The following is a 22,197-nucleotide window of genomic DNA, read 5'->3' on the forward strand; positions in this document are numbered from 1 at the left end:
CATAACTAAGGTGTACGGCGCACATCTCGGGAGGATGATCGTCCCGGAGAAGACGGATTGACACGAACCTGCCGACTAGGAGGGAAGCCGGATGGCGCGAATTGGTGAGAGCGGAGACCTGTTCAAATGTTCCTTTTGCGGTAAGAGCCAGAAGCAGGTCAAGAAGCTCATCGCTGGCCCCGGAGTCTACATCTGTGACGAATGTATTGAGCTGTGCAACGAGATCATCGAGGAGGAGTTTTCGTCCTCCGACGAGGCCGGTGGGGTCGAGGACCTTCCCCGTCCGCGCGAGTTGTGTGAATTCCTTGACGCTTGGGTGATCGGTCAGGAAGAGGCCAAGCGGACCCTCTCGGTGGCTGTCTACAACCATTACAAGCGCATCCAGTCCGAGGCCAATGTGCCGCGTGCCCGTCGCGCCGAGGACGATGGGGTGGAGCTCGGTAAGTCGAATATCCTCATGCTTGGGCCGACTGGCTGCGGCAAAACTTACCTAGCTCAGACGATGGCTCGTCAGCTCAACGTCCCCTTCGCAATGGCTGACGCCACCGCTCTTACTGAAGCTGGTTACGTCGGTGAAGACGTCGAGAATATCCTGCTCAAACTGCTGCAGGCGGCTGACTTCGACGTCAAGCGGGCTGAGCGGGGAATCGTCTATATTGACGAGATTGACAAAGTGGCTCGCAAAGCGGAGAACCCGTCAATCACTCGCGACGTCTCCGGTGAGGGCGTTCAGCAGGCCCTGCTCAAGATTCTTGAGGGAACAGTGGCCTCAGTGCCTCCCCAAGGTGGACGCAAACATCCTCAACAGGACTTCATCCAGATCGATACCACCAACGTCCTGTTCATCGTGGGGGGCGCCTTCGCCGGTCTGGAAGACATCATCGCCAAGCGGATCGGTACTCGTCCGTTGGGATTCAACAATGATCCGGGTGCGAGCGAGGTCATTGAGGGGCCCGAAGCCCTCAGTCTGGTGCGCCCAGAGGACCTTCACCAGTTTGGGCTTATTCCAGAGTTCATCGGACGTCTGCCAATGGTTACGGCTGTGCACCCGCTCGACCGCAAAGCCCTGGTTCGCATTCTGACCGAGCCTCGCAATGCTCTGACCCGCCAATTTGAGAAACTCTTCGAGTTGGACGGGGTGGAATTGACCTTTACCGAGGGAGCTCTGGGGGCGATCGCCGACAAGGCTGTTGCACGAGGGACCGGTGCACGCGGACTGCGGGCCATTATTGAGGAGACCCTCATGGACGTCATGTTCGACGTACCCTCCCGCGATGATGTCTCCCGAGTCGTGGTAACCCAGGAAGCCATCACCGGTGAAGGGAAGTGTCAGTACCTCTCCACGCCGGTCTTTCATGGTCGAGGCAGGCTATCTGCCTGAGGTTAGTGCTCGTCAAGGACCTCGACGAGCAGTTTGTCAGCCCGCTTCTGCAAGGTCGCCATGGACTTGCGGGCCTTCGCGTATCTGCCTTCGCGCCTCCCCTTTGTCTCGGTAACAGACGGTACCCTGACACCCATGGCAACTGGATACTTGCGATACCCCGATGTCCACGGCGACCTCGTGGTGTTCACCGCTGACGACGATGTGTGGTTGGTTCCCGTCACCGGAGGACGGGCGAGTCGTCTCACCAACGATCACGTTATGGTCCGTAATCCTCGCTTCAGTCCCAATGGCACCAAGATTGCATGGACGTCCTACCTGGGTCAGCGGCCCGAAGTATTCGTCATCGACCTGACTACCGGAGATCAGCGCCGACTGACATGGCTAGGGGCGGCGCGCAACCTCGTCGTCGGCTGGCAGGACGACGAGCATGTGGTGTTCTCATCCCCACACCAGACCAACGACGTCGGCCTGACATGGTTATATACCGTCTCCCTCGATGGCCGCGTCGAGCGACTTGGATACGGACCGGGAATGGACCTGGCCGTCAGTTCCGACGGAGCCGTCGCCGTCGTCACCCCTAATTCCGGCGACTGCTCGCGGTGGAAGAGGTACCGCGGGGGAACAGCCGCTCAGATCTGGCTGCAGCCCGCTGGGGCTGAGACATTCTTGCGTTTGCTGCGTGAGGGTAACGACAACCACGACGGCTACGCAGCTGCTGGGCGTTACAGCGTGGGCTGGATCGACGGTCGTCTCATCTTCAGTTCCGATATGAGTGACGATGACTGCCCGCAGGCCCAGGCTCAGGTCTGGTCAGTTGACGGCCAGGGACACGATCTACGTCAGCACACCCACCATGGCGAAGCGGAGGGTTACGTGCGTGACCCACGCACCGACGGTACGACGATCGTCTACCACACCCACGGTGCGCTGTGGAGGATGACTGGCCTTGACGCAGAACCGGAGCGTCTGGAGATTGATCTCGGTATCGGAGCCCCTCCACGCATGCCGCTGGATCCTACGGATCGTCTGGAAGCGGTCGTTTCGGATCACGGTGGCGACGGATCTTTACTTGAGTGGCGAGGAGCCGCCTACTTCCTTACCCACCGCTCCGGCCCCGCGCGAGCGCTCTCGGCAGCCGACGGCGTTCGCATCCGTGAGCCGCGCGTTCTTGGTCAGACTGGCCAAGGGGTGTGGGCCAGTGACGTCGACGGAGAGGATTGCCTCGAGGTCGCCAATCTTGATGGCACTGGTGAGATTCGGCGTATCGCCCAGGGCCGGATTGGTCGTGTGTTGCATATCGCACCGGCTCCGGACGGCACGAAGGTCGCCCTCATTAGCCATGACGGCCGCATCCTGATCGTCACTATTGCCGACGGAGCGATCCGTGAGATTGGAAAGTCTTTAGAAGGTGAGGCGAATGGGCTGGCATGGTCCCCCGATTCCCGCTATGTAGTGTGGCGATCCCCGATGGCTACCGGCGAGGCGATGATCGGTCAGATCCGATGCTGGGACGAGCAGGGGATGGGGGAGCCCTTTGAGCTCACCCGTGGTGCCTTTGATGACTCCTGCCCGGTCTTTACTGCCGATGGCAAGTACCTCGCCATGCTTTCAGCGCGCACCTTTGACCCGAATTATGACGGTCAGACCTTCGACCTATCCTTTGGCCACACGCAGCGTCCTTGGCTGGTTCCGCTCAGTGCAACCGAGGCATCCCCATTCGGCCCGTCCTCCCAGGGATGGCGGATCAGCGAGGTGCAGGACGCTAAAGCCAAGGTCAACGCAGAGACTAGTAACGGTGAAGCCGATGAGACAGTTATCTGCCACGTTGCTGCTGACGGATTCGAGGAGAGGATGGTGCCGTTCCCAGTTCCGTCAGGTTCTTATCGCGATCTGGCAGTCGTCAAGGATGGTGTGGTGTGGATCGAGGTGGCTGATCGCGGCGGCGAGCTGGGCGCTACCCGTGCCGGTGTTACCGGCGAAGCACCCAGTGACGTCTTGTGGCACTACAACCTGTCCGCCCGTCACCTCGATAAGCTGTGTGAACGCGTCGACACTTTCTCTGTTTCGGGCGATGGTGAGCGTCTCGTGGTGCGCCATCGCGACGATATCATCGTCGTTCCTTCATCTCACAAGGTTGATGGCGACGATCCGGCTTGCATCCGCGTCGACCTGACGCGGCTGCGTCGCACTGTCAATCCGCGTGCTGAATGGCGTCAAATGTTTGATGAAAACGGGCGCCTGATGGCGAGCCACTATTGGCGTGAGGATATGAACGGGGTCGACTGGGACGGCGTCCTCAACCGCTACCGTCCCCTCGTCGATCTGTGTCACGTCGTTGACGACCTCCACGACATTCTTTGGGAGACGGTTGCTGAGCTCAACACGTCGCACTCCTACGTGTCAGCCTCCGGAGCCGCCGGGGATTCGGACATGCGCGCTGGCCTCCTGGGAGCCGACGTCAGCAGCGGGGATGACGGGGCTAGGGTCGTCCGGGTTATTCCCGGCGAGTCGTCGGATCCTCGCGCGTGGTCACCACTACGGGCGGCTGGAGTCGCGGTGACCGAGGGGGACGTCATTGTTGCGGTGGATGGTCGGAAGGTCGGCGCCGATGGCAACCTCGGTGAGCTCCTGGAAGGATCGGCGGGACGGGTCGTCGAGTTGACGGTACGTCGAGGCGAGAACGAGCGCCAGGTGGCCGTCGTGCCCATGGCTGATGAGGCTCCGCTGCGCTACCACGACTGGGTGGCCTCGCGTCGTCGCTATGTCGAAGAGCATTCGGGCGGACGACTCGGCTACTTACATGTACCGGATATGGTCTCCGACGGTTGGGCCGAGCTGCACCGCCAAATCGGTGAGGCCACTCGCCACGAGGGTGTTATCGCTGATGTGAGGTTCAATCATGGTGGTCATACCTCGCAGCTGGTTGTCGAGAGGTTAGCCCGCAGGGTCGTCGGGTGGGACTACAGCCGGTGGTATACCACAGCAGATACCTATCCGCAGAACGCCGTGCGTGGGCCGATCGTCATGGTCACTAACCAGTGGGCCGGGTCCGATGGCGACATCGTGGCGGCTGCCACCCAGGCGATGGGGTACGCCAAGGTCATTGGCGAGAGGTCGTGGGGCGGGGTCGTTGGGATCGACGGCAGGTTCGATCTCGTTGATGGCACCTCAGTGACTCAACCGCGGTACGCCGGCTGGTACGGCAGCTACGGCTGGGGTGTGGAGAATCACGGCGTTGATCCTGACATCGTTGTGACGGTGTCTCCGGAGGATTGGGAAGCCGATCGCGACGTTCAGCTCGACGCGGCGATTGCTGAGTGCCTGCGCCAGCTCGACGACAAGCCAGCAGCCACCGCACCGGAACTGCCCGGTCCGGCATTTGGTCGGCGCTGAGCGTGGTTCGTCACGACCACTCGGCCACGGCCGATAAGGATCAGCCCCTGCATCACGCAGGGGCTGATCCTTTCTAGAGGCGGGGATCACGGCATGGCGTGAACCCTCAACCGGTCATCATCGGCCTTGACGGGGGACATCCACAGCAGCTGTTGCCGATGCCGCTTCGGAACTGCTGAAGCCGAGCCCTGCGCCGTCTGTTCCGGTACGAGGCAAGGCATAACGGTTGGAGCGGTTACCGGTTCCAGGGACTTGGGAGGAGCCGGATGTCGTCGGAGCGGAAGCCGAGGGTTGCGCCGGTTGGATCGGTTCTGGGGCCGGCTTGCAGGCATCCGGGAACACCGCTGTCTGCGTGGAGGTGGCGGAGGCCGGTCGTGGATCGAGTTTTTCGATGCGCAGGTTGTCGATGGACATATCCCCTTCACCCTGGTGGGTGAATCCGATCCAGGCAGGTTGGTCCTTCACAACGATGTCGGTGGAGAAATGAGTCGTCGAGGTGGCGACTCCCATGGCATGGGATTCGGTGATGACTTCCTTAACCGCCTTTCCGTTGACCTTGTCGTGACCTGTGACGAACGAGTACCCGGGTTTGTCAGCCTGGTAGTCGAAGGAGACGCGGTAGCGGGTCCCGTCCCCGGTCAGAGGGGCGGACGCGGTGGTCGTGCGCAGCACGGTCCCGTTACGTTCTTCGTGCATCTTTAAGGACCAGTCACCGCTGAGAACCGAGTCCATGGCCCGACCGTTCCAACCTTTCTGGGTGTAAGGCTCATGGCGACGGGACAACTGGGTCCGGGCATCTCCCTCCATGCCTGCGCTTCCCGTGACGAAGGGCCAGTAACCGGTGTCGACGTCCTCGAAGTTCTGGAAAAGAACGGTCGCAGGCGTGACGTGAGGGTCGTTGGGCACAGCAGCGTCAACGACTCGGAAGTCATCGGCGCTGACGACAGCATTCCCGGCGAGCGCCTTCAAGGTAACGGTGGCTGGTCTGCCGTCAGAGTGGAAAGCAACTCGCAGCCGCTGGTGGTAGGTGCCGAAATACTCGTCGGAAGCGGTGGCGTTGATGGCTGTCGTGGACGTGATGACGGATTCCGCGTGGCCCCCGCATCCCTTCTGATGGTCGATGGGAGTGACCCCGGTGCCGTCGACGGCAAGTCCCACTGGACGGGTCTTAGTCGGATCTATCTGGACCCACGCCCACAGGGAGTGGTCACCAGCAGGCAGATTGAGGACTTGGGAGATCTGCGACTGTGCCTTGCCGAACTCGAGGTGGAAGTTGCCACGGTCGTTGTGCTTGACCGAGACGTTTCCTCGGGCATTCCAACCAGCGGTGTCACCGGAGTAGAAGCCCGGATTGACGAAGTGACTTCCCTCTCCCCAGTTCGGGGTTTTTGCAACAGGCACCTTGGACGTCGGGTAGAGGACGTAGGCAGTCTTGGCCTTGGTCGCGGGAATCCTGATGGACCCGTTGGTGACGGGGATCTCGGCAACCTTGACACGGCCGGTGTCGGTAAGCATAAACAGAGTCACCGATTTCTGTGCCGCCCAGGAATTCGTGAGTTTCCAGGTTGCTGAGCCATTGCCCGGATTCCAGTAGTACAGGCGATCGCTGCCACCGTTGGACCAGGGGAGCAGGTAGGACCCGCCTTCCTTGAAGACCGTGGCACCGTCAAAGGTGATGGTCCTTGCGGTGGGAATCTCATGACCCGAGATGGACTTCTTCGACGAGGTTGCCACGGTTCCGTTAGCGAAAGCGATACGGCCGTCTTGCCAAGACATGATGTCCGAACGCTGTAAGAACTTGGTAGGCAGGTTGCGTTGCCACACATTCGCGATGAACGCGTTGTAGTCGTTGTGGCTCGTCCAACCCTCATACTCGACGACATTGGAGTTGCCGAGGATCGGATCAGGATTCCACGTGTCGCGGCGGGAATTGTCGATGAACCGAATGATCCGGGAACTGTATCCCTTGTTGCCGGTTCCGTAGTTCTCGTCATTGGCCCAGTGCGACCACTGGTTATAGCGCGGATAGGTTGACGACCATTCGGAACCGATCCTCCAGCCTTCGGCGTTTAGAGCGTTGGCGATCCGGTCGTTCTGCCAACCAGCAGGGTAGTTGGTGTCGAAGTACAACCAGTCGAGGTTGGACTTGGCTCCCAACTCCTTCCTCAGCTGGTTGAGTCGAGCGAAGAGCTGACCAGACCCAAGGTCCTTGGCGTAGTCCATCCGGTAGGACTGCTCCATCCAGTCCCACGCCTTCTGATGCGGCTTAACGAGGATGTTGTCGCCGAAGTGATTCGCCTCAGGATAGGACTCCACCAGGTTGACGTGAATGCCGAAATCGGTGTTCCACTGCCTGCCCGACTCGGTGAGCTTCTCGAGATCCTTCATCCCGCCGGCACGGTGGGAGACGTTGCCGCCGTAGTCGGGGTGTGCGTAGTCGTGGCCCTCGGCCTGGTAGCCCTTGAGCAGGACCTGCTGGCCGAGCCCGTCGGTCGCCAAAGAGATGCGCTTGACATCGTCCAAGGTACGAAGGAATGGATGAGTCGCCTGGGAGACGATGTTAAACGGAATATGGGTGATGACCTTGTTCGCCACATCCCCCGAGCCGGTCGGCTTCATGGTGACGTCCCGGGTGGCGACGGCTGCGTCCTGCCAGTCAACCTTGCCGTCGGCATTGGCGTCAGCGACGATCTTCACCCGGACGTACGGGGTGTCGGGGTCTGGGCCGATGCCGTCCTTGACAGCGCCACCACCGGGCAGCTGACATACGGCCTTGTTGCCGAACGAGTCGGTGGGGCAGGGGGTAGCGGACCCCTTGCCACGATGGACCCAGGTTGCCGGTTCGATGGCTCCGACCTTAGTTCCCCCAACCTGGGAGATGGAGTGGACGAAACGGGCAACCGTGGCGGCGGAGCCGACTAGGCCGTCCTGGGTCGCGTTGTCCTCGAATCCGGCTGCCAGCGTGGAATCGTTCGCCATGGCGACCCAGGAGGTGTCCTGCGAGACGTCAGCGGTGGCGAGGGGTTGGAAGAGATCGCCGGTCTTGTTGCGATCGACGACGATGTTTGCGCTGCTCAGCTGAGCTTTCGGATCAGTTGAGGTGACCGAGGCAAGGGTGAGGCCGGGCACCGACACGGTGTTGACACGGTGGTCAGGGGTGTCGACGATGTGTGGGATCGACCATGTCATGACACCATCGGAGACCTTGATGTCTGCAGTGAGCTCGACGCCGGGCAGGTCGCGGAAGGTGAGCTTCCAGGACGCGGAGGAGCCAGTCGTCGTGGGCGCGGACACAGTGGCGACGTGGTCGGCGCCGTTGATCCTGACCTTCGTCAACGGGGAGCCGATACGTCCTGCCATGTGTGCGTGGCCGACGGTGTAGTCGATCACTTGCGGGAAGTCACGACGGGCCCTGACCGTCACAGTGCCGTCGGACAGGCTGATGGCGTCTTTCGGGACCTCTGGGGTCGGCGGTTCCGATGGTGTGGGATCCGGAGAAGGGTCCGATCCGTCGACGGTGAAGGCATTGAATTCCGCCATCGAGGAGACTTCCTCGTCCGATCCGTCGCCTCCCCAAGAGGAGTTCACCTTCACTTTGACGCAGGTGGCCTTGGTTGCGGCGAAGGTGATCTTGCGTATCGACGTGTCGGAGGCTCCGTAAGAACCCGTTGCAACCGGCTTCGCTGAGGAGAATGCGGCGTTGTTGCAGGTCTTGGTGTTGGCCGTGTATAGCTCGTAGTCGTGCATGCGACCCGAGCCGTTCGAGCTGGATCTGGGTGTGATTTCCACCTTGCCCAGGTTCACGGCCTCATCACCTAGTTTGAATACGATCCAGTGAGGTAGCGGGTCCTTTCCGTTCTGCCATGTGGTGTGCCAGATCGTGTCGGGATTGCCGTCCAGAGTGTTGGAGATCGGATCGGTGGCGGTGGCTGAATCAGCGGCAACCGCGGTGATTGCTGCCTGGTTAATCTGGCGGTACCGGGTCTCGGCATGTGCAGGGGCCGTCGGCGCGATCAGTGCCAGCATCGTGCCAGCTGACACGGCGAGCGCACCGATGGACCTGCCCCGTGGTGTTCGCGACATCGTTGTCCTTCCTCGGGACTCCTCTTGACTGGAGTCCGTTGTGTACAGGTTGAGGAGAGGCTATTGAGTGTTGCCGGGGCGCTGCAAGAGGATGCGCAGACCTTGTGAACGCTTGATGTAATCGTGTACAGGATGACTCACCACGAGAAAGGGGCCGACCGTCGCTGCGGTCGACCCCTTTTCCCTGGTTCCGGGATGTTTACCGGCTCTGGAACGGATCAGGAGGTTGTGATCCCCTTACTTCTTGCGTTTGGCTGGAGGCTCGCCCAACTCGGCCTCCAAGACCAACTTGTCTCCCCCGGTGAGGAACGTCAAGGACTCGGTTTTGGAGACCTTGGTCAAGTCGGACTCCACGGCCTTGAGGTTCGCGATGACTGAAGCTGGGGCACTGATACGGGCCGAAAGGATCGGGGTGCGCATCGGAACCTTGTGAGTCGACTTCACCCCACGCAACTCGACCAAGGCAGCCGAGATGTCGCTCATGAGGTCGACGTCGCCGGTGGCGGGAACTTCGTCGGCGGTCGGCCAGGAGGAGGTGTGCACTGAGCCGTCCTTCCACCAACTCCAGACCTCCTCGGTGACGAAGGGCAGGAACGGGGCAAATAGCCGGAGCATGACGTCAAGGGCTAGACGCAGCGCAGTCCGGGCGCTCAGCGCACCTGCGTTGTCGGCCCCCTCGGAGTCGTAGGCGCGTTCTTTGATGAGCTCGAGGTAATCGTCGCAGAAGGTCCAGAAGAATTGCTCACAGACCTCCAGGGCAGCGGTGTAGTTGAATTTGTCGAATGCCTCGGTCGCCTCAGCGATGAGCTCGCGCAGTCCGGCTAGCATCGACAGATCGGCCGGGTTGGTGATGTCGCAGACCTGACCGCCTTCGCCAAATCCGAGAACGAACTTTGAGGCGTTGAGGATCTTCATGGCCAGACGGCGTCCGACCTTCATCTGAGCCTTATCGAAAGGGGAATCCATGCCTGGACGGGCCATAGCGGCACGCCAGCGCACCGCGTCGGCACCGAACTGATCAATGATTTCGGTCGGGACGACGGTATTGCCCTTCGACTTTGACATCTTTTTGCGGTCAGGGTCGGTGACGAACCCGGAGATCGCGGCGCGCTTCCACGGCAGCATACCGTTCTCTAGATGCGCCCGCACCACACGGGAGAACACCCAGGTGCGAATGATGTCGTGGGCCTCGGGGGCGAAGTCCATGGGGAAGGTCTTAGCGAACAGATCGGCGTCGCGCTCCCAACCGGTGACAATCTGGGGAGTCAGCGAGGACGTGGCCCAGGTGTCCATGACGTCGGGGTCACCAATGAATCCTCCGGCGACACCGCGTTGAGATTCTTGGTATCCGGATGGTGGCTGGGAAGCCGGATCTACCGGGAGGGCAGATTCGTCAGGCAATAGCGGGTGATCGTAGTCGGGCTCGCCGTCGGTGCCCAGGGGATACCACACCGGGAAGGGGACGCCGAAGAACCGCTGACGGCTAATGAGCCAGTCGCCATTGAGTCCCTCGACCCAGTTCTCATAACGGTGACGCATGTGCTCAGGAACCCACTCAAGTTCCCGGCCGCGCTCCAGCAAGGCGTTGCGCAGATCGTCATCACGCCCACCGTTGCGGATGTACCACTGCCGGGTGCCGATGATCTCCAGCGGCTTGTCGCCCTTCTCGTAGAAGTTGGCTTTGCGCTGGGTGGGCTTGGGCTCACCGTCCATCTCGCCGGACTCCACGAGGGCCTCAACGACGAGCTTACGGGCGGTGAAGGTGGTCTTGCCCGCGATTGCCTCGTACCTTTCGGCGGATCCGGCGTCGATGATCCACTGCGGGGTCTCCGAGAGGATCCGTCCGTCGCGACCGATGATGGTGCGGGTGGGCAGTTGCAATTCCCGCCACCATGCAACGTCGGTGAGGTCACCGAAGGTACAGCACATGGCGATGCCGGCACCCTTGTCCATCTCGGCAGCCGAGTGGGCCAACACCGGCACCTCGACTCCGTACAGCGGAGTGGTGACGGTGGTGCCGAAGAGGTGCTGATAGCGCTCGTCGTCGGGGTGAGCGATGAGGGCGCAGCAAGCGGCCAGCAACTCGGGCCGGGTGGTTTCGATGAAGACGTCTTCACCATTGGGACGGTGGAAGCCGAGGCGGTGGTAAGCACCGGGGTAGTCGCGAGCCTCGAGCTCAGCCTGGGCGACGGCGGTGGAGAAGGTGACGTCCCACAGAGTGGGGGCGTCAGACAAGTACGCCTCGCCACGAGCGTAGTTGCGGAGGAAGGCCAGCTGGGCGATCCGCTGCGACTCTGGCGAGATCGTCGTGTAGAGCTGGTTCCAGTCCACAGACAGGCCGACAGCCCGCCACAAGTCCTGGAAAGTTTTTTCATCGACGGCGGTCAACTCGACGCACAGCTCGACGAAGTTGCGACGGCTAATTGGTACCTGACGCTTGGGGTCGGGTTTGCTCGGTGGGGTGAAGTCGGGGTCGTACGGCAGCGAGGGATCACAGCGTACGCCGTAGTAGTTCTGCACGCGACGCTCAGTCGGAAGACCGTTGTCGTCCCAACCCATCGGGTAAAAAACCTTCTTGCCACGCATCCGCTGATAGCGGGCAACAGTGTCGGTGTGGGTGTAGGAGAAGACGTGACCGGGATGCAGGTGGCCTGAGACAGTGGGAGGCGGGGTATCGATGGCAAACACCTGCTCGCGCGAGTCAACTGTGGTGGCGTCGAAGGCGTAGAGCTGCTCGTCTTCCCAAATTTTGCCCCATTTTACCTCCAGACCTTCGAGGGCCGGTTTATCGGGTACGACACCGCGCGTCGGAGGCGTGGCAGATGAGGTGGTAAAGGTCTGTGAGGTCATATTCCAAATTCTAGTGTTCGACTCGGACAGGTCGCTAGACGAGTGGTATTCGCCAGTCGCCCAGGGTAATAGTGACGAGGAGCCTCGGGCCTGCCTCGGCCCCTTGTCACGATGGATTGTGGAAAATCAATGCCCCTATGTCAGTGGGCCTTCTTAATGGCTTGGAGCAGTTCATCGGCGGAAGGAACGGATTGCATGAAATCCGCCCAACCGTCCCACGACTTTCCGTTGATGAGGAAGGCGGGAGTACCGGTATTACCGGACTTTTGCAATTCCTGCAGCCCCTTGTCGTTGCCGTTCTTGACAAACTGTTCAGTCTGCTTGTTGTCGTAGATGCGCTGGAACTTGGTGAGGTTACTTCCGGTAATGCCGGCTTCGGCGGCGAATTCTTTGCGCAGTTGCTCATCGGTGTAACCCGCGCCCTCGTCCTTAGACTGGTGGCGGTAGACGACGTCGTGGTAGGCCTCGTACTTACCTACGACGTCGGCGGCAGCAGCGGCCATCGCGGCGCGAGTGGAAGAGTCGTTATGCAGATTGCTATCCAAGAAAGTGAGGGTGTGGTATTCCAGCTTGATCTTTCCCTCGGCCGATAGCTCATTGAGAGGCTTGCCGAGCGCATCTTCCGCACCCTTACATGCGGGGCACTGGTAGTCCTGGAACACCGTGACTGTAGGGGCTCCGGCCTTCACCTTGTCAGGATTGAGGGTGTAGACGCCGTCCTTGGTAGCCGAAGGCGGAGTGATCTGGCCAGTGGTCGGCACATCGTCGGACTTGTGGTTCAGCCCGAAGACGACTGCGACGACTACCATCGCGATGATGACAACGCCTGCGGTGACGCCGATGATCCGGCGGCGCTTCTTGGCCGATTCCTGAGCTTCCTGTTGGGCGCGCAGGGCGGCCCGTTTAGAGGTGGTCGCAGTTGCCTTTTTATCAGCCATTGGTTGAAATCCCCTCGTGCCATCGATGATGTGTCGCACATGATGGTAGCCGGTCGGGTAACCGAACTTGCTGCTCACTCATGTCTCAACTAGTAATCCAGTGATCTACGGACAGTGCCGAGCGGGGTCGGATAACTAGCCATACTCCGCACAAGGTGAGGCCGAGATCACGCAGAATGTCCAGGAGATAGGTGCGCTGGGTGAGGTCCCAATTTCGGTCGACAGGCCCGCCGTTGCCGAAGCACCCGCAGTCCAACGAGATGTGGCGCGCCCACACCGAGGAAATCCCGACGATGAAGACGGCCATAGCCAGGGTGCCGAGAAGACCAGACCAGCGCGTCGCGATACCAAAGATGAGCATGAGCCCGACGATGATCTCGAGGATCGGCATCGTCCAGCCGATGACGGGGGCGAGGTCCCACGGCACGATCTGGTAGGTACGCACCGACCAGATCGTGGAGTCTATATCGGTGGCCTTGATGATGCCCGCAACGAGGAGAGTGGCACCGAGGATGATCCGGGCCGCCAGGCCCACCCAGTCGCGCACTGTGGAAGAGCGCGACGATGGTTGAGAGTCCATATCTGACATCCTAGTCGGGTTCACCACAGTAATTGATATGTCACCTACGACGTGGATGACCCGTCTTGATGACTGTGCCGATCAGTTGCCCGGTCGTCCGGCGTTATTAAGCTGACACGATGGCCTTGAGCAGCTCGTCGGGGGTCGCGCTGCCGTCTAGCTGAGTCAGGCCCTGCCACGGTGTGCCGTGAACAGTGTAAGTCGGGGTGGACCAATTCTCCTTAAAGCTTCACAATGTGTCGTCTTTAATGTTAGCTGTCAGCGACAACTCGCCCGGTCGTGTGGTCTGTGAGCCGCTGGACCACGCAGCGGGGCTACGACCGTGGTGACGCCGTAGTTACCGCGGCATCACAGCGAGCAATTGTACCTCGGTAGACCGATCGAGGCGTCATGGTCGACCATCCAACTCGTCTCGATAGTGCCGTTGGCCCAGGTAGCCGGCAAGGACTCGTCTCCAGCAAAAACCTTCTCGACAGCCTCAGCTTTTTCGGGCCCACTGACAAGGAACCAGACTCGTTTCGACCTGTTGATGACAGGCATCGTAACTGAGAGACGATCCGGCGGAGGCTTGGGAGCATCCGTGACGCCAACAGCCAGCGCGGCTGTTGTGGGATTGAAGGAGGGGTGGCCTGGAAACAGGGAAGCAACGTGGCCGTCGGTACCCATCCCCAGCAAACAAATGTCGAAGACGACACCGCCGAGCTCCTGGGCGTAGGAATAGGCGGCCTCGTCGGGATCGGCCTTGCCGTCGGCGGCGGGCATAACGTGGGTCTTTGAAGGGTCCAGACGGATAGCTGACGACAATAGAGACAGGGCTTGCAGGGAATTACGGTCAGGATGACCGGTGGGGACGAATCGGTCATCACCCCACCAGACGTGTAACTGGTCTGGACGAATCTTGGCGCATTCGGGAACGTCTTCCATAGCGGCATAGACGATATTGGCGATCCTCCCGCCGGTGAGACACAGGTCGATACGTTCCTGCGCGGCCTGGATCCTGACGATCGTCTGTACTAGCCGGTGGGCAACCCCCTCGGCCAGCCCCTGGGCGGATTGGTACCGCATGAGGCGTCGGCTTGTCATGACTCATCCCTACCATTCGTCAATGAGATTCGGCCCGCCCCATCGTGAATTTCAGCCATGACAGCGGTGAACACCTTGTCGGGGCCGAGTCGACGAAGCTCCTCACCGATGAGCATCTGTACCTCACGACGGTCCAGGGCTACTCCACGCGCTGGTTCTCCCGGGATCCGGTAGGCGGCGTATCTGCCGCTGCGACGGCGTATCTCGATGTCACCACCTGAGGTCGACATGACGATCGCGGAGATGCCGGGCACGTCGGTTGTCACCCGCTCGACCGGGACGCCGAGACGCAATCCTAGCCAGGCTGCCAGCAGCATCGCCGGCGCATTACCGGCGGCTGACTCTACCCGAGCGAACTTGACGGTCGCTGGATGTTGATCCAAAGCTGCTGCAGCTAGGGCTCTCCAGCTGGTGGTGCGAGCCCAACACAGGTCGGAGTCACCCTCGGTTAGGTGAGCCGCACGGCGTATGAGGGCTTTGCACGGATCTTTGTCAGCTGCCGAGTCGGTGATGCGGCGGTCCGCAAGGGCTCCGATGGGGTCCGAGGCGAGGTTGTCAGGGCCGGAGAAGGGCCACCACGCAATGACGGGGGAGTCCGACAGTAGCAGCGGAAGGATAACTGAGGCAGGACGCTTCGCCATGGCTCCGGAAAACCGCAGCACGATGACATCCCCGGGGGTGCCTTCACCGGCATGCACCTCGGCGTCAAGCTTGTCTTTACGAGAACGCGTCGTCACGACCATGAGGAGGCGTGACGGGTGCTGACGGGCGGCATCCCTGGCCGCCTCGAAGGCGGCATCGAAGTGGGAAGAGTCACAGATGCAAATGAGGGTGTGAACCAACCCAGACCCAGAACCAACGGTACGACGGGCCTCCACGATGGCCCCACCAATCTTCGAGGCGGTGGTGTCGTTGAGCGTGACGATCATGTCTCCTCCTCAAGGCCTGCGCCAGACGAACTCGTCGCGGGCGATCATCTCGTCAGCCTCCGACGGTCCCCAACTACCGGCCGGATATTCGCACGGGGGAGTGTTGGACTCGGCCCAGAAATCCAGCACCGGGTCAAGGATCTTCCAAGCCAATTCGACCTCCTCATGTTGGGGGAACAGTGGCGGATCGCCCAAGAGAACATCAAGAATGAGTCTCTCGTAGGCTTCCGGGCTGGCCTCGGTGAAGGAAGATCCATACGCGAAGTCCATCGTGACATCGCGAAGTTCCATCTGGGTGCCGGGCACTTTGGCGCCGAATTTCAGAGTAACTCCCTCATCAGGCTGAATACGCAGTACGACGGCGTTGGTGCCGAGAGCTGCGGTATCTGAGAAGGGTAGATGCGGGGCGCGTTGCAGATTCAAGGCGACCTCAGTGACTCGTCGAGGCATTCGTTTGGCAGTGCGTAGATAGAACGGAACTCCAGCCCAGCGTCGATTGTCGATGGTCAGCCGCACAGCGGCATAGGTTTCGGTGCGGGAGCGAGGATCGACTCCGTCTTCCTCAAGGTAGCCGCGCACCCTTTCGCCTCCTTGGCGACCAGCCACGTATTGGCCGCGGCAGGTTTGGGCGAACATGTTGTCAGGCGGTTGAATTGCAGCTAAGATCTTAATCTTTTCCGCGCACAATTGCTTGGCGTCGAAACTCGTCGGCTCCTCCATGGCGGTCAGTGCCATGAGTTGCAGTAAGTGGTTCTGGATGACATCGCGGGAGGCTCCGATACCGTCGTAATAACCAGCCCGGCCAGCGATGCCAATGTCCTCTGCCATGGTGATCTGGACGTGCGAAACGTAATGGTTATTCCAAATCGGCTCGAAGATCTGGTTGGCGAACCGAAACGCCATGATGTTCTGGACGGTCTCTTTGCCCAAGTAGTGGTCAATGCGGAATACCGATTCTGGGCTGAAGGCGCTGCTGATGATCTCGTCGAGATCGCGGGCACTTTCCAGATCGTGTCCGAAGGGTTTCTCAATGACGACTCTGCTCCAGTGAGAGGAGTCGTGGCCGGTCATGCCATGACGTTTGAGCTGGCTTATGACCGCTTCAAAAGATCTCGGCGGGATCGACAGGTAGAAGGCGTGATTACCACCAGTGCCTCGTTCCTCATCAAGTTCGCGGATCGTGTTAGCCAATCTCTCGAAGGCGTCGTTATCGTCGAATTCGCCGCGGACAAACCGAATGCCTTCGAGTAGTTGCTCCCACACCTCCTCGCGGAAGGGGGTACGGGCATGCTCGGCCACGGCGTCGTGTACGACCTTGGCGAAGTCCTCGTCCTCCCAATCTCGACGGGCGAAACCCACCAGGCCAAAACCTGGTGGGAGTAGGCCACGGTTCGCCAGATCGTAGACAGCTGGCATGAGTTTCTTGCGTGAAAGGTCACCGGTAACCCCGAACATGACTAGAACGCACGGCCCGGCGACGCGTGGCAGTCTGCGGTCTGAGGGGTCCCGCAATGGGTTGACGCGGTCGCCACGCAGTCCGCTGATCGCTCTGGTGGTGCTTCCTGATGCGTCTCGACCTGCCACCTCACCCGTCCTTCCTGGTGATGTTGTGCGGAACCGTTATTCCACCTGCTCAACGGTAGCTGGTCGAACCACTGGTGATTGTGTTCAGCGACGGGCTGACACCGAGAACCCCATTCGGAAGGTTGGTGATGAGGACATCGGCGGCCAGAAAGCCTAAAATCGTCAAGACGGCTATTCGTGGCACTTCTCACTTCACGGATGTGCCGTGCCCAACAGTGGCCGCAATGCCTTTCTCGATTTCGAAGGACACCGTGAGCAACCAGACGACGCACGTGGCGACGGCGCCAGCCTCTCAGCGTCCCGATCCTGTCGAGACTAAGGTGGAGCAGGAGCAAGGTCGTCCCCGGCTGTCGAGTCGTGACGTAGTGCATGCCTATGTCGCTCTGACAAAGCCACGCATCATCGAGTTGCTCTTGGTAACAACCCTACCGGTGATGTTCCTGGCCTCCCATGGTGTGCCGAAGCTCGGTTTAGTGATCGCGACGATGGTTGGTGGACTTTTCGCTGCTGCCAGTGCCAACGTGTTCAACTGTGTCATTGACGTCGATATTGACCAAAAAATGCGTCGGACTCGGCGCCGTCCTCTCCCGCGTCATCAAGTGCCGCGTCGCAGTGCCCTTATTTATGGAATCATACTGTGGATAATTGCCACCATCATCCTGGGATTCGGCGCGAACTGGTTATCAGCTGCGCTGGCGTTGATTGCCAACCTGTTTTACGTTTTCGTGTATTCTATGCTGCTCAAGCGTCGTACCTGGCAAAACACTATTTGGGGCGGTATTGCCGGATGCTTCCCGCCCCTTATCGGTTGGACCGCTGTCACCGGGAGCGTGGGATGGGAGCCGTTGGTGCTCTTTTTCATCGTTTTCTGGTGGACCCCACCGCATACGTGGGCGCTGTCCTTCCGGTATCGCGAAGACTATGAAGCCGCTGGCGTGCCCATGCTCCCGGTGGTCAGGGATGCCCCCGAAGTGGCCATCCAGATCCTCATCTACACCGTGATGACGGTGGCGATCTCCTTGGTGCTGTGGCCGGTGGCCCATATGGGGTGGATCTACGTCGTCGTCGCAGTGGTGTCAGGCGCGGTATTCATCGTCGAGGCGGCCCAGTTGCTGCGCCGTGCCAATGCTGGCCTGCGTGATGCCTTACTCAAACCGATGGGTCTATTCCATTGGTCGAATACTTATCTGTCATTGCTCTTTTTGGCTATCGCGGTTGATCCGCTCATTCATCTGTGATGACCGTAATGCGGGTGTTATTGGCGGGTTTCCCCGCAGCCCCGTATCGTATCCATTTAGCCTTACCGCAACGGCTAGTAAGGCACGTCAACACCACATGCAAAGGAGCATGGCATGACTTTGACCACGAAACTGAGCGCGTTGGCCATTGCCGGAATCATGGCCGTCATCGGGGCTCCCATGGTGACGCAGTCAGCTATGGCATCAGGCAGGGCTCCGGCCCCAGATGCGGCCACCACCCAGCCGAAGCTCGTCACGGGTGATATCACCAGCACCGATCAGTCGGGCACTCATCTCTTCTTCGGTAAGAATATCGTCCGGAACGCCAAGGGAGCCATTATGAAAGTCGACCGGACATGGCCCGCAGCAGTGCCGGCACCTCTGCCGGATGTTCGTGCTGATTCGAGCACACGGATGCTCCTTGGCCCCGTCGTGGATTTGGCTGTCAATGAGCATCCGGCAGGTGTTTTTTACCGAATCCCAGCCCTTGCGACCGCTTCGAACGGCGATTTGCTGGCCTCCTACGATCTGCGTCCGGGGAGCGCCGCCGATGCGCCTAACCCCAATTCCATCGTGCAGCGCCGCTCTCGCGACAACGGTAGGACGCGGGGTCCGCAAACCGTCATCCATGCCGGGACCCTGGGTCGCAGGAAGGTGGGATACTCCGATCCTTCCTATCTCGTCGATCCAGCCACGGGCCACATCCTCAATTTTCACGTGAAGTCCTACGACAGAGGATTCGCCACATCGGAGGTGGGCACGGACCCGGATGATCGTCATGTTCTGCACGCCGAGGTCTCTACATCGACCGACAATGGACACACTTGGACCTATCGAGACATCACGCGCGAGATCACCCCGGATCCCACCACTCGGACACGATTCGTGGCATCAGGGCAGGGCATAGCGTTGCTCCACGGCCCCCACGCTGGACGTCTCATTGCCCAGATGACGGTGCGCAACAGTGTCGGCCAACAGGCCCAGTCGATCTATTCCGATGATCACGGCATCACCTGGCATGCTGGCAACCCGGTGGGCCGAATGATGGACGAGAACAAGGTGGTGGAACTGTCCGACGGTACCCTCATGCTCAATTCCAGGGACGCAGCCCGTTCCGGTCGGCGCAAAGTGGCCTATTCCCATGACGGTGGCTTGACCTGGGGGCCGGTGAAGCTGGTCGACGACCTCATCGACCCCACCAACAACGCCCAGATCATTCGGGCTTACCCCAATGCCCGGGCCGGGTCGGCGAAAGCCAGGATCCTGTTATTCACGAATGCCCGCAATGCCACGGAACGGGTAAACGGTACCCTCTCGGTCTCCTGCGATGACGGACGGACATGGGTCAGTCATCAGACCTACATGCCCGGGGAAGTCGGATACACCACGGCAGCGGTGCAGTCCGACGGGGCGTTGGGCGTTCTGTGGGAGCGCGACGGTATTCGGTACTCCACCATTCCGATGGGGTGGTTGAATTCCGTGTGCCCGGTGGCTCCTTCCGGGAGGCCGACTTCTGGAGAGCCAACTTCTGGCACATCTCTCCCGCTTACTGCGACCCCCTCCGGTTCTCTTCACGGAGGTGCCTCGTCGCGTCCCACTAGTTTGCCGCACACAGGAGACTGAGCGCTGACCGGGGCCGGAGGGCGGCGGGTATCTGGCGGGTCATCTGCACCGGCTACGACCTACCTAGCCGGTCAGGGGGCCGTCAGTCTTGCAGTTCACGCTGAAGACTGCCGGTTGAGTACCGGCGAGGGCGTAGGACGCACACTGCACCACAGGGCCCCGACTGCCGCTGCTGCTAAGGACACGCCAACCATGTGCCAGATAACTAGCCACGGGTTGAGGTGGGCGAAGTACTGCGAATATCCGACGATCGCCTGATAGATCTCCACCGCCACCAAAATAATGCTCCAGCGACGCATCATGGCTAGATGACGGGCTGTGGCGATGGCCAGGCAGGCGATCGTCAGTGCCACCGTGATCCACACCGAGATGCCGTGCAGCCGCGCGACGGTTTCGATGTTGAACCCGGTGCGCGCTGAGCCCGAGTCACCGGCATTGGGCCCTGACCCCGTCACTACCGTTCCTAGCCACATGACAACGCACATCATTGCCACCGTGGCTCGCACTAGGCCCATCGTGAGTCCGTCAACGGCCTCACAGGAATGGGGACCGACCAGCCAGATCATCTTGACGTTGACAAGGATGATCGCCACCGACATCAGCAGGTGCAGGGCCACCACAAAGGGATTAAGGCCCACCCGCACTGAAACTCCACCGATGACAGCTTGTAGAGCGATTGACACCAGGTTGATCCAGCAAAGAGCCATGAGTTGAGCTGTGATCTTGACCCGGTAACAGCGCACGAGAGCCCCGATAGCGACTGCCACAAGTACAAAGGTGAGGAGCCGGGTGCCGAACTCGACGAAGGAATGAATTCCCATCGCCTCATGTGGGGTGAACGATCCGGCGGTGCAGTGGGGCCAGGTATTGCAGCCCAGGCCCGATCCGGTCAGACGTACCACTGCACCCGTGACGACGATGCCCATATTGGTAACGAGAGCTGCGATACACCAGCCGTACAGAAGACGATCCCGGGCAGTCATGAGATCCACGTGAACACCTTTCGGGCCAACAGTCCGAGCAGAATCCCCCAGCCCGCCAGGCTTGCTAGTGGCCACCACAGAGTTTGTCCAACTCCCCAGGCACGCAGTGACTCTCCGAGGGCAGCAGTAGGCAGGGCAGCGATGACGGGGCGAATGGCCTTCGGATAATCCGCCAGCGGCCACACTACGGCTCCTGCAACCAGACCGACGATGTATACCAAGTTGGCCAGTCCGAGAGTGACTTCAGCTTTGAGAGAGCCGGCCATTGCCAGTGCTGCGAGCCCGAATGTCATCATGGCGAGCACAACGCTCACCAGGGTTGGGAGCCAGGCCAGGCCGGAACCGTGGGGGTGCCAGCTCAGCGCTAAAGAGATGATGACAAGCAGTATCACCTGAGCGAGACTGATAACGGAGTAAGCCATCGCCTTGCCAGCCAGCAGTCCCGACCGACCTAACGGAGTTGCGGACAATCGTTCGAGCACCCCGTAACGGCGTTCAAAACCGGTCATGATCGCTTGGGAAGTGAAACATGTCGACCAGATGGCGAGCGCCAGCACTGAGGGTGCTAAGACGTCCATCGTCAGTCCGACCCGGCTGCCCAGGAAGCGCCCGGCGACGATGATCCCGATGGGAATGACGAGAGCTAGTAGCAGCTGCTCACCGTTGCGCATCACCAGACGCACCTCGGTGAGAGCGTGGTTACGCACGCGTGCAGCAGCCGGTGCGGCCTGAGGTGCGGGGTGGAGATCGAGTGTCGTCATGTCAATTCCTCCCTGCTGCGCGGTCACTAGTGTGAGTGAGGAACACATCTTCCAAACTCGACTCAGCGGTGAGCTCTGGCACAGTTCCATGAGTTGCGACCCTGCCGCGATCGACGATCCAGACGTGATCAGCCAGCCGTTGAGCCTCATCCATGTTGTGGGTAGTGAGCACGACGGAGACACCGTCATGACGCATTTGCTCAACGATATCCCACGTATGATGACGGGCGTGAGGATCCATCCCCGAGGTCGGTTCATCGAGGAATACCAGCTTGGGGCGGCCAACCAGGGCGGCGGCAAGGTTGACGGCCTGCTGTTGGCCGCCGGAGAGGCGTCGATAGGTGGTGTGCGCAAAAGGGGTAATCGCTAGCGCTTCGATGAGGAGGTCCGGGTCGATGGGATTGGCGTGCAGACCCGCCATGTAGTGCAATAGCTCGCCAGCTCGGATGCCGCTCCAGGCACCGGAGCTCTGAGGCATGAGTCCGGTGGCAGCGGCGGCCTCGGGGCTGCCTGGGGCATGGCCAAGTACGTCGATGCGCCCAGAGTCGGGCGAGATGAGAGATGTGCAGCAGCGCATCATCGTCGTCTTACCCGCACCATTGGGGCCTAGCACAGCGGTGATAGCGCCGGTGACAGCGGTCAAACTCAGAGCATCAAGGGCAATAACATGACCGAAGGTGACCCTCACGTCCTCGAGAAGCAGGACTTCTGTTGGAGCGTGAGGGTCCAGAGTCAAAGGGGTTTCCGGCACGACGGCCAGTGTAGAAC

16 protein-coding genes are annotated in these 22,197 nt (G+C 60.5%); 5 read left to right on the plus strand and 11 right to left on the minus strand.

Going from position 1 to position 22,197, the window contains the following annotated elements; translation table 11 throughout:
• Positions 1 to 91: 91 nt before the first annotated feature.
• Positions 92 to 1,381 (plus strand): ATP-dependent Clp protease ATP-binding subunit ClpX, encoded by a 1,290-nt coding sequence (clpX, locus tag LRP59_RS10465; RefSeq protein ID WP_002514386.1) that lies wholly within the window; start codon positions 92 to 94, stop codon positions 1,379 to 1,381.
• A 2-nt stretch (positions 1,382 to 1,383) separates the two neighbouring features.
• Here the strand turns inward: clpX and LRP59_RS12040 are convergent, their stop codons facing one another.
• Positions 1,384 to 1,518 carry a hypothetical protein gene (locus LRP59_RS12040; protein ID WP_002521403.1) on the minus strand — a complete coding sequence of 45 codons (135 nt, stop codon included), beginning with the start codon at positions 1,516 to 1,518 and terminating at the stop codon, positions 1,384 to 1,386.
• Here LRP59_RS12040 and LRP59_RS10470 point away from each other — a divergent pair.
• Entirely contained in the window at positions 1,517 to 4,777 is a 3,261-nt protein-coding gene (locus tag LRP59_RS10470; protein ID WP_002521402.1) for a S41 family peptidase, read from the plus strand. The genes LRP59_RS12040 and LRP59_RS10470 overlap by 2 nt on opposite strands.
• A gap of 117 nt (positions 4,778 to 4,894) precedes the next feature.
• Here the strand turns inward: LRP59_RS10470 and LRP59_RS10475 are convergent, their stop codons facing one another.
• The 7 genes from LRP59_RS10475 to zwf form a co-directional block, all read right to left on the minus strand.
• Positions 4,895 to 8,803 carry an endo-alpha-N-acetylgalactosaminidase family protein gene (locus LRP59_RS10475; RefSeq protein ID WP_002547146.1) on the minus strand — a complete coding sequence of 1,303 codons (3,909 nt, stop codon included), beginning with the start codon at positions 8,801 to 8,803 and terminating at the stop codon, positions 4,895 to 4,897.
• 294 nt (positions 8,804 to 9,097) lie between these two features.
• Positions 9,098 to 11,710 carry a valine--tRNA ligase gene (valS, locus tag LRP59_RS10480; protein ID WP_002514383.1) on the minus strand — a complete coding sequence of 871 codons (2,613 nt, stop codon included), beginning with the start codon at positions 11,708 to 11,710 and terminating at the stop codon, positions 9,098 to 9,100.
• A 140-nt stretch (positions 11,711 to 11,850) separates the two neighbouring features.
• Positions 11,851 to 12,648 carry a thioredoxin domain-containing protein gene (locus LRP59_RS10485; RefSeq protein WP_002521399.1) on the minus strand — a complete coding sequence of 266 codons (798 nt, stop codon included), beginning with the start codon at positions 12,646 to 12,648 and terminating at the stop codon, positions 11,851 to 11,853.
• Between the two features lie 85 nt (positions 12,649 to 12,733).
• Entirely contained in the window at positions 12,734 to 13,237 is a 504-nt protein-coding gene (locus LRP59_RS10490; protein WP_009640237.1) for a DoxX family protein, read from the minus strand.
• A 339-nt stretch (positions 13,238 to 13,576) separates the two neighbouring features.
• A complete protein-coding gene (gene pgl / locus LRP59_RS10495; protein WP_002521397.1) occupies positions 13,577 to 14,311 on the minus strand; it encodes a 6-phosphogluconolactonase in 735 nt (244 codons plus the stop codon).
• A complete protein-coding gene (locus tag LRP59_RS10500) occupies positions 14,308 to 15,240 on the minus strand; it encodes a glucose-6-phosphate dehydrogenase assembly protein OpcA (RefSeq protein ID WP_002514379.1) in 933 nt (310 codons plus the stop codon). Before LRP59_RS10500 ends, pgl begins: the two co-directional genes overlap by 4 nt.
• A gap of 9 nt (positions 15,241 to 15,249) precedes the next feature.
• Positions 15,250 to 16,824 carry a glucose-6-phosphate dehydrogenase gene (zwf, locus tag LRP59_RS10505; RefSeq protein WP_002514378.1) on the minus strand — a complete coding sequence of 525 codons (1,575 nt, stop codon included), beginning with the start codon at positions 16,822 to 16,824 and terminating at the stop codon, positions 15,250 to 15,252.
• A gap of 25 nt (positions 16,825 to 16,849) precedes the next feature.
• Between zwf and LRP59_RS12170 the strand changes: the two genes are divergently transcribed.
• The 3 genes from LRP59_RS12170 (at position 16,850) to LRP59_RS10520 (ending at position 19,685) form a co-directional block, all read left to right on the plus strand.
• A complete protein-coding gene (locus LRP59_RS12170) occupies positions 16,850 to 16,981 on the plus strand; it encodes a hypothetical protein (protein ID WP_002517005.1) in 132 nt (43 codons plus the stop codon).
• 67 nt (positions 16,982 to 17,048) lie between these two features.
• On the plus strand, positions 17,049 to 18,062 hold the full coding sequence (locus tag LRP59_RS10515) for a heme o synthase (protein ID WP_002521394.1): 1,014 nt from the start codon (positions 17,049 to 17,051) through the stop codon (positions 18,060 to 18,062).
• A 114-nt stretch (positions 18,063 to 18,176) separates the two neighbouring features.
• Positions 18,177 to 19,685, plus strand: coding sequence for an exo-alpha-sialidase (locus LRP59_RS10520; protein WP_002514375.1), 1,509 nt, complete (start codon positions 18,177 to 18,179; stop codon positions 19,683 to 19,685).
• A 95-nt stretch (positions 19,686 to 19,780) separates the two neighbouring features.
• Here LRP59_RS10520 and LRP59_RS10525 read toward each other — a convergent pair whose 3' ends face one another.
• From LRP59_RS10525 to LRP59_RS10535, 3 genes are read right to left on the minus strand one after another with little or no spacing between them, the layout of a single operon-like run.
• Positions 19,781 to 20,668, minus strand: coding sequence for a heme A synthase (locus tag LRP59_RS10525; protein ID WP_032504795.1), 888 nt, complete (start codon positions 20,666 to 20,668; stop codon positions 19,781 to 19,783).
• A complete protein-coding gene (locus tag LRP59_RS10530; RefSeq protein ID WP_002521392.1) occupies positions 20,665 to 21,456 on the minus strand; it encodes an ABC transporter permease in 792 nt (263 codons plus the stop codon). Before LRP59_RS10530 ends, LRP59_RS10525 begins: the two co-directional genes overlap by 4 nt.
• Positions 21,431 to 22,165, minus strand: a complete 735-nt coding sequence (locus LRP59_RS10535; protein ID WP_002521391.1) for an ABC transporter ATP-binding protein — start codon at positions 22,163 to 22,165, stop codon at positions 21,431 to 21,433. The genes LRP59_RS10530 and LRP59_RS10535 overlap by 26 nt, the downstream gene beginning before the upstream one ends.
• Between the last annotated feature and the right edge of the window lie 32 nt (positions 22,166 to 22,197).

The sequence above is a fragment of the Cutibacterium sp. 37298 genome (assembly GCF_023838685.1).
Classification (GTDB): domain Bacteria; phylum Actinomycetota; class Actinomycetes; order Propionibacteriales; family Propionibacteriaceae; genus Cutibacterium; species Cutibacterium acnes.

Coding starts and splice junctions, on each gene's coding strand:
- clpX (WP_002514386.1), top strand. CDS start 92: ATGGCGCGAATTGGTGAGAGCGGAGACCTGTTCAAATGTTCCTTTTGC.
- LRP59_RS10470 (WP_002521402.1), top strand. CDS start 1,517: ATGGCAACTGGATACTTGCGATACCCCGATGTCCACGGCGACCTCGTG.
- LRP59_RS12040 (WP_002521403.1), bottom strand. CDS start 1,518: ATGGGTGTCAGGGTACCGTCTGTTACCGAGACAAAGGGGAGGCGCGAA.
- LRP59_RS10475 (WP_002547146.1), bottom strand. CDS start 8,803: ATGCTGGCACTGATCGCGCCGACGGCCCCTGCACATGCCGAGACCCGG.
- valS (WP_002514383.1), bottom strand. CDS start 11,710: ATGACCTCACAGACCTTTACCACCTCATCTGCCACGCCTCCGACGCGC.
- LRP59_RS10485 (WP_002521399.1), bottom strand. CDS start 12,648: ATGGCTGATAAAAAGGCAACTGCGACCACCTCTAAACGGGCCGCCCTG.
- LRP59_RS10490 (WP_009640237.1), bottom strand. CDS start 13,237: ATGTCAGATATGGACTCTCAACCATCGTCGCGCTCTTCCACAGTGCGC.
- pgl (WP_002521397.1), bottom strand. CDS start 14,311: ATGACAAGCCGACGCCTCATGCGGTACCAATCCGCCCAGGGGCTGGCC.
- LRP59_RS10500 (WP_002514379.1), bottom strand. CDS start 15,240: ATGATCGTCACGCTCAACGACACCACCGCCTCGAAGATTGGTGGGGCC.
- LRP59_RS10515 (WP_002521394.1), top strand. CDS start 17,049: ATGCCTTTCTCGATTTCGAAGGACACCGTGAGCAACCAGACGACGCAC.
- LRP59_RS10520 (WP_002514375.1), top strand. CDS start 18,177: ATGACTTTGACCACGAAACTGAGCGCGTTGGCCATTGCCGGAATCATG.
- LRP59_RS10525 (WP_032504795.1), bottom strand. CDS start 20,668: ATGACTGCCCGGGATCGTCTTCTGTACGGCTGGTGTATCGCAGCTCTC.